The following is a 5689-nucleotide window of genomic DNA, read 5'->3' on the forward strand; positions in this document are numbered from 1 at the left end:
TCTACCGGCCCGGCCCCAGGGGCCACAACCCGCACACCGCCGCCCCACCGTCCTCTTCCTCCACGGCGGCGGATACACCCTCTGCGGGCTCGACAGCCACGACGCCACCGCCCGCGGCCTCTGCGCGCGGGCGGGCGCCGTGGTCGTGTCCGTCGGGTACCGGCTCGCCCCCGAGCACCCGTTCCCCGCCGCCGTCGACGACGCCTACGCGGCGCTGCTGTGGGCCGCGGACCACAGTGACGGGCCCCTCGTCACGGCGGGGGACAGCAGCGGCGGTGGTCTCGCCGCCGCCGTCGCCGTGCTCGCGCGCGACCGGCGCGGGCCCGCCGTCGCGCTGCACGTGCTGCTCTATCCGCTCCTCGACGCCGCGCAGGACACCGCCTCCTACCGGGAGAACGCCTCGGGGTACTACCTGACGGCCGTGCACCTGCGCTGGTTCTGGCGGCAGTACCTCGGGGACGGCGGGGACCCCGGCGATCCCCGGGCGTCGCCGCTGCGCACCCCGGACCCGCGCGGGCTCCCGGCCGCGTACGTCGTCACTGCGGGCTGCGACCCCCTGCGTGATGAGGGCGTGGCATACGCGAGGCGGCTGGGGGCGCGGGCGTTCCGGTGGTCCACCGGCACCATCCACGGATGTTCCACGGGTTCCTCGGCTTCCCCGGCCTGCTTCCGGAGGCGGACGACGCCCTGACCGGAGTGGCAGAAGCGATCGCCGCAACCGGACGAGACAGGAAAAACAGCGGTGGAGCGGGGGGTCGCACAGGATAGTTTCCGGAGACCCCCCTTGTCGCGGAGAACCGCGCACGCATACGGTGTCCATACGCGAGGTTCTCCCGTGGAAGGTGGGTCATGACGGAAATTCTTGTGCAGGCGGGTACGGAGGGTGCGGTTCCTTCCGCTGAGGTGCGGGTGGTGGACCACCCGGCGTGGCCGGTGCTCAAGGGTGCCGTCGAAGAGATCAGGCCCTGGCAGTCCCAGGACGGCTCCATCGACTTCGCCGCGGCGGGCGCCCCGGCCAGGTCCGTCGCCGAGCTCGCGGTGGACCGCGTGGTCTCCGCCGTCGAGGAGCTTGCGCCACTGCTCCCGCACGACGCGGCGTACCACCGGGCCCTCGTGACCGATCTGCGCCGCTGGGCCGACGGCGGCTTCGAGGTGCCCGACTTCCTCGACTCGCTGCTGGCCTTCCAGCCCGCGGCGCACCGCGAGGACGGCCTCCAGCACCTCGTGGTCTTCCCGATGTACACGCAGAACGGCAACCCCGACCGCAACATCGAGGCCGTCGTGCTGCGCATGGTCTGGCCCGACTGGCTGGCCGATCTTGAGCGCACGCGCTACGACAACCCGCTGTTCTGCGGCATCACCTTCGAGGACTTCACCGCCGGGTACGACACCAACTCGGCCGTCCTCTTCCCCGAGACCATCGCGGTCCGTGAGGCGCCCGAGCGCTTCTCCTGGGGCGGCATCTTCTGCGACCGCGAGGCGGCCCGCTTCCGCCGCGTCACCGAGGCGGCCGTGGACCTGCTCGGCCTCGAACTGCCCGCGGACATCCGCGCGATGGTCGGCGACCAGGACCGCTGCCAGCAGGCGTTCGTCCTGTGGGACATGGTCCACGACCGCACCCACAGCCACGGCGACCTGCCCTTCGACCCGTTCATGATCAAGCAGCGCCAGCCGTTCTGGATGTACGGCCTGGAGGAGCTGCGCTGCGACCTCACCGCCTTCAAGGAGGCCGTGAAGCTGGAGGCCGACGGCGTCCCGCAGGGCCGCGACGTGCAGTACGCGGTCCTCTTCGACCGCATGTTCCGCTTCCCGGTCACCGGCGAGCGCGTACGGAACTACGACGGGCTCGGCGGCCAGCTCCTCTTCGCGTACCTCCACAAGCACGACGTCGTCCGCTGGACCGACAACCAGCTCCGTATCGACTGGGAGCGCGCGCCGCAGATCACCAACCAGCTCTGCGGCGAGATCGAGGACCTGTACCGCGCGGGCATCGACCGCCCGAAGCTGGTCCACTGGTTCGCGGCCTACGACTTGGTCTCCGCCTACCTCGCCCCGCACCCCGGATCGCGCTGGGCCAAGGGCCCCGACGCCCTGGACACCTCGCTGCCGCCGCGCAAACTGGTCGACGAGGTGCTTCCCGACGAGTTTCCGCTCAGCATGTTCTATGAGGCGCTCTCCAAGAAGCTGAAGCACGTGATCGCCTCCACCAAGGGGATCACTGCTTCCTCGGACGCCGAGCAGGTCGCCGCGTGAGCGGCCGCCAGAAGGAGGCGAGGAAGATGTCCGCACTCGATGGAGCCGTGGTCGCGGTGGCCGGTGCCGCCGGACCCGCCGGGCGGGCCACCCTGCTGAGGCTGGCCGAGGCGGGGGCCACGGTCGTCGCCTCCGACGCCGATCCCGTCCGCCTCGCCGAAGCCGTGGACGCCGCGCGGTACGCGCACGGCGGCGCCACCGTCATCGGCGACACGGTCGACCTCCTCGACCTGAACGCGGCCCGGGAGTGGGCGACGCGCACGGAGAAGGAGTTCGGGCGGATCGACGGCCTGGTCCACCTCGTCGGCGGCTGGCGCGGCAGCAAGAGCTTCACCGAGACCGACCTGGCCGACTGGGACTTCCTGGAGAAGCTCCTGATCCGCACCGTCCAGCACACCACCCTCGCCTTCGAGGAGGGACTGCGGCGCAGCGACCGCGGGCGCTATCTGCTCATCAGCGCGGCCGGTGCCTCCAGGCCGACCGCGGGCAACGCGGCGTACGCGGCAGCCAAGGCGGCGGCCGAGGCCTGGACGCTCGCCCTCGGCGACGCCTTCCGCAAGTCGGGGGGCGAGCAGGGGCCGCGTGCGGCGGCTGCGATCCTGGTGGTCAAGGCGCTGGTGCACGACGCGATGCGCGCGGAGCGGCCCAACGCGAAGTTCGCGGGCTTCACGGACGTCAAGGAGCTGGCCGATGCCATCGCCGGCGTCTGGGACAAGCCCGCCGGTGAAGTGAACGGAAACCGTCTGTGGCTGACAGAGAAGCCGTGACCGAACGCGACCGAACCGCCGCCAGGGAAGCCGTGAACCCTCCGAGGACCGACGCCCGGCGCCATCACGACACCGGCGTCAGGGGTTTCGCCAGCGACAACTACGCGGGCGCGCACCCCGAGGTCATGGCCGCCCTGGCACTGGCCAACGGCGGCCACCAGATCGCGTACGGCGAGGACGACTACACGGCCCACCTCCAGCAGGTGATCCGGGGCCACTTCGGCCCCACCGCCGAGGCGTTCCCGGTGTTCAACGGCACGGGGGCCAATGTCGTCGCGCTCCAGGCGGTCGCCGACCGCTGGGGCGCGGTGATCTGCGCCGAGTCCGCCCACATCAACGTGGACGAGGGCGGCGCCCCCGAGCGCATGGCCGGGCTCAAGCTGCTCACCGTGCCGACGCCGGACGGCAAGCTCACGCCCGAGCTGATCGACCGGCAGGCGTTCGGCTGGGACGACGAGCACCGTGCGATGCCGCAGGTCGTCTCGATCGCGCAGAACACCGAGCTGGGCACGGTGTACACGCCCGACGAGATCCGCGACATCTGCGACCACGCGCACCAGCTCGGCATGAGGGTGCACCTCGACGGCTCGCGGATAGCCAACGCCGCCGCCTCCCTCGACGTCCCCATGCGGACGTTCACCAACGCGGTCGGCGTCGACATCCTCTCCCTCGGCGGCACGAAGAACGGCGCCCTGTTCGGTGAGGCCGTCGTCGTCATCAACCAGGACGCGGTGCGCCACATGAAGCACCTGCGCAAGATGTCGATGCAGCTCGCCTCGAAGATGCGCTTCGTCTCCGTCCAGCTGGAGGCGCTGCTGGCCAAGGACCTGTGGCTGCGCAACGCCCGGCACGCCAACGACATGGCGCGGCGCCTCGCCGAGGGCGTCCGCTCGGTGCACGGCGTGGAGATCCTCTACCCCGTGCAGGCCAACGCCGTCTTCGCCCGGCTGCCGCACGACGTGAGCGAGCGGCTGCAGAAGCGGTACCGCTTCTACTTCTGGGACGAGGCGGCGGGCGACGTCCGCTGGATGTGCGCGTTCGACACGAGCGAGGAGGACGTCGACGGCTTCCTCGCGGCGCTCAAGGAGGAGATGGCGCGCTGAGCGCCCCCGCCCCGCTCTCTGCATAGATATACGGTCGACCGTAAAGTCATTGACTGAGGTCGGCCGTATTTCTATGCTCGCGTGCCATGCAGCTCACTCAGCTAGATCCCGACCTGTCCGCGTACCTGGCCGCCGACGAGGTCATCGACCACCATCATCACGTCGTACGTGAGACCGCCGCACGCCTCGCGAAGGAGGCCGCCGACTCCTACGCCTACGCCCGCGCCGCCTACGTCCATGTGCGGGACACGATCCCGCACTCGGCGGACAGCGGCGACCCGCGGGTGACCTGGCGCGCCTCGGACGTCCTCGAACAGCGCACCGGCATCTGTCACGCCAAGGCGCACGCCCTGGCCGCGCTGCTGCGTGCCGAGGACATCCCGACGGCGCTCTGCTACCAGCGGCTCACCCACGACGCGGGCAGCGGGCACTGTCTGCACGGACTGGTCGCCGTGCGCTTCCACGGCACCTGGCACCGGCAGGACTGCCGCGGCAACAAGCCCGGCGTCGACGCGCACTTCTCCCTCCAGGGGGAGCGGCTGGCCTGGGTGCCGGACACCGACGCCGGTGAGCTGGACCTGCCGGGGCTCCACGCCGTGCCGGACCCGGGCGTCCTGCGCGCCCTGCGGAACGCCCCGGACCGGCGCTGCCTGTGGGAGAGCCTGCCCGACGCGCTCCAGCCGCCCGCCTAGGCCGCCGCCCGCGCAGACAGCCGCCCGCGCGGGCCGGAAGGGGGCTCAGCCAGCTTCGAGGGCCTTGACCTCGTCGGGGGTCGGCGCGGTGCCGCCGAGGTGCGCCGGCATCCACCAGGTGTCGTCGGGGCCCTTGGGGCGCACCGGATAGGCGCGCTGAGCGGCTTCGAGCAGCTCCTGGCAGCGCTCGCGCAGCCGCCGGGTGATGGCGCCCGCGTACTGGTCCTTGGGGGCTTCCAGGGGCTCGCCCACCCGGATCGTGATCGGGGTGTGGCTGCGCTTGAAGTTGCGCGGCCGGCCCTTGGTCCACAGCCGCTGCGTGCCCCACAGGGCCATCGGGATGATCGGGACACCGGCCTCCTGGGCCATGCGCGCCGCGCCCGACTTGAAGGACTTCAGCGTGAAGGACTGCGAGATCGTCGCCTCGGGGAAGACGCCGATGATCTCACCGGCCCGCAGCGAGGCGAGCGCGTGCGCGTACGCCGTCTCGCCCTGCTTGCGGTCGACCGGGATGTGCTTCATCCCGCGCATCAGCGGCCCGGAGATCCGGTGCCGGAACACCGACTCCTTCGCCATGAAGCGCACCAGGCGCTTCTGCGGCAGGGCGGCGAGGCCGTCGAAGATGAAGTCCAGGTAGCTGATGTGGTTGCTGACGAGAACCGCGCCACCTGAGCGCGGGATGTTCTCCGACCCCTTGCAGTCGATCTGCAGGTCCCATGCCTTGAACAGCGTTTTCGCGGCACCGATGACCGGACGGTAGACAAGCTCTGCCATGGGTGGGGAGGGCCCTTCGTTTCTGCCTGGGGAGGGGGCTCCCGGCGGGAGGTTACGCAGCCGTAGGTTTTTCGGCGTTGCGCAGATCGTGCCCCAAGAA

6 protein-coding genes are annotated in these 5689 nt (G+C 71.1%); 5 read left to right on the top strand and 1 reads right to left on the bottom strand.

Going from position 1 to position 5689, the window contains the following annotated elements; all coding sequences use genetic code 11:
• The 5 genes from AB8Z36_RS26820 to AB8Z36_RS26840 all read left to right on the top strand — a co-directional run.
• Positions 1-691 (top strand): alpha/beta hydrolase (locus AB8Z36_RS26820; protein ID WP_369215950.1); only part of this gene is annotated, 691 nt, incomplete at its 5' end.
• A gap of 158 nt (positions 692-849) precedes the next feature.
• The gene (locus AB8Z36_RS26825; RefSeq protein WP_369215951.1) at positions 850-2253 is read left to right on the top strand and encodes a DUF6421 family protein; all 1404 of its coding nucleotides are present in this window, start codon (positions 850-852) and stop codon (positions 2251-2253) included.
• Positions 2254-2279: 26 nt separating this feature from the next.
• Positions 2280-3020, top strand: a complete 741-nt coding sequence (locus AB8Z36_RS26830; protein WP_369215952.1) for an SDR family NAD(P)-dependent oxidoreductase — start codon at positions 2280-2282, stop codon at positions 3018-3020.
• A gap of 32 nt (positions 3021-3052) precedes the next feature.
• A complete protein-coding gene (locus AB8Z36_RS26835; RefSeq protein ID WP_369215955.1) occupies positions 3053-4123 on the top strand; it encodes a threonine aldolase family protein in 1071 nt (356 codons plus the stop codon).
• 86 nt (positions 4124-4209) lie between these two features.
• Entirely contained in the window at positions 4210-4815 is a 606-nt protein-coding gene (locus tag AB8Z36_RS26840; RefSeq protein ID WP_369215953.1) for a transglutaminase domain-containing protein, read from the top strand.
• 45 nt (positions 4816-4860) lie between these two features.
• Here the strand turns inward: AB8Z36_RS26840 and AB8Z36_RS26845 are convergent, their stop codons facing one another.
• Entirely contained in the window at positions 4861-5589 is a 729-nt protein-coding gene (locus AB8Z36_RS26845) for a lysophospholipid acyltransferase family protein (protein WP_369215954.1), read from the bottom strand.
• Positions 5590-5689: the final 100 nt, after the last annotated feature.

It is taken from the genome of Streptomyces flavofungini, from assembly GCF_041028215.1.
GTDB classification, from domain to species: Bacteria; Actinomycetota; Actinomycetes; order Streptomycetales; family Streptomycetaceae; genus Streptomyces; species Streptomyces flavofungini_B.

Excerpts from the sequence above, each read along its gene's own strand:
- AB8Z36_RS26825 (WP_369215951.1), top strand. The coding sequence starts at position 850 with ATGACGGAAATTCTTGTGCAGGCGGGTACGGAGGGTGCGGTTCCTTCC.
- AB8Z36_RS26830 (WP_369215952.1), top strand. The coding sequence starts at position 2,280 with ATGTCCGCACTCGATGGAGCCGTGGTCGCGGTGGCCGGTGCCGCCGGA.
- AB8Z36_RS26840 (WP_369215953.1), top strand. The coding sequence starts at position 4,210 with ATGCAGCTCACTCAGCTAGATCCCGACCTGTCCGCGTACCTGGCCGCC.
- AB8Z36_RS26845 (WP_369215954.1), bottom strand. The coding sequence starts at position 5,589 with ATGGCAGAGCTTGTCTACCGTCCGGTCATCGGTGCCGCGAAAACGCTG.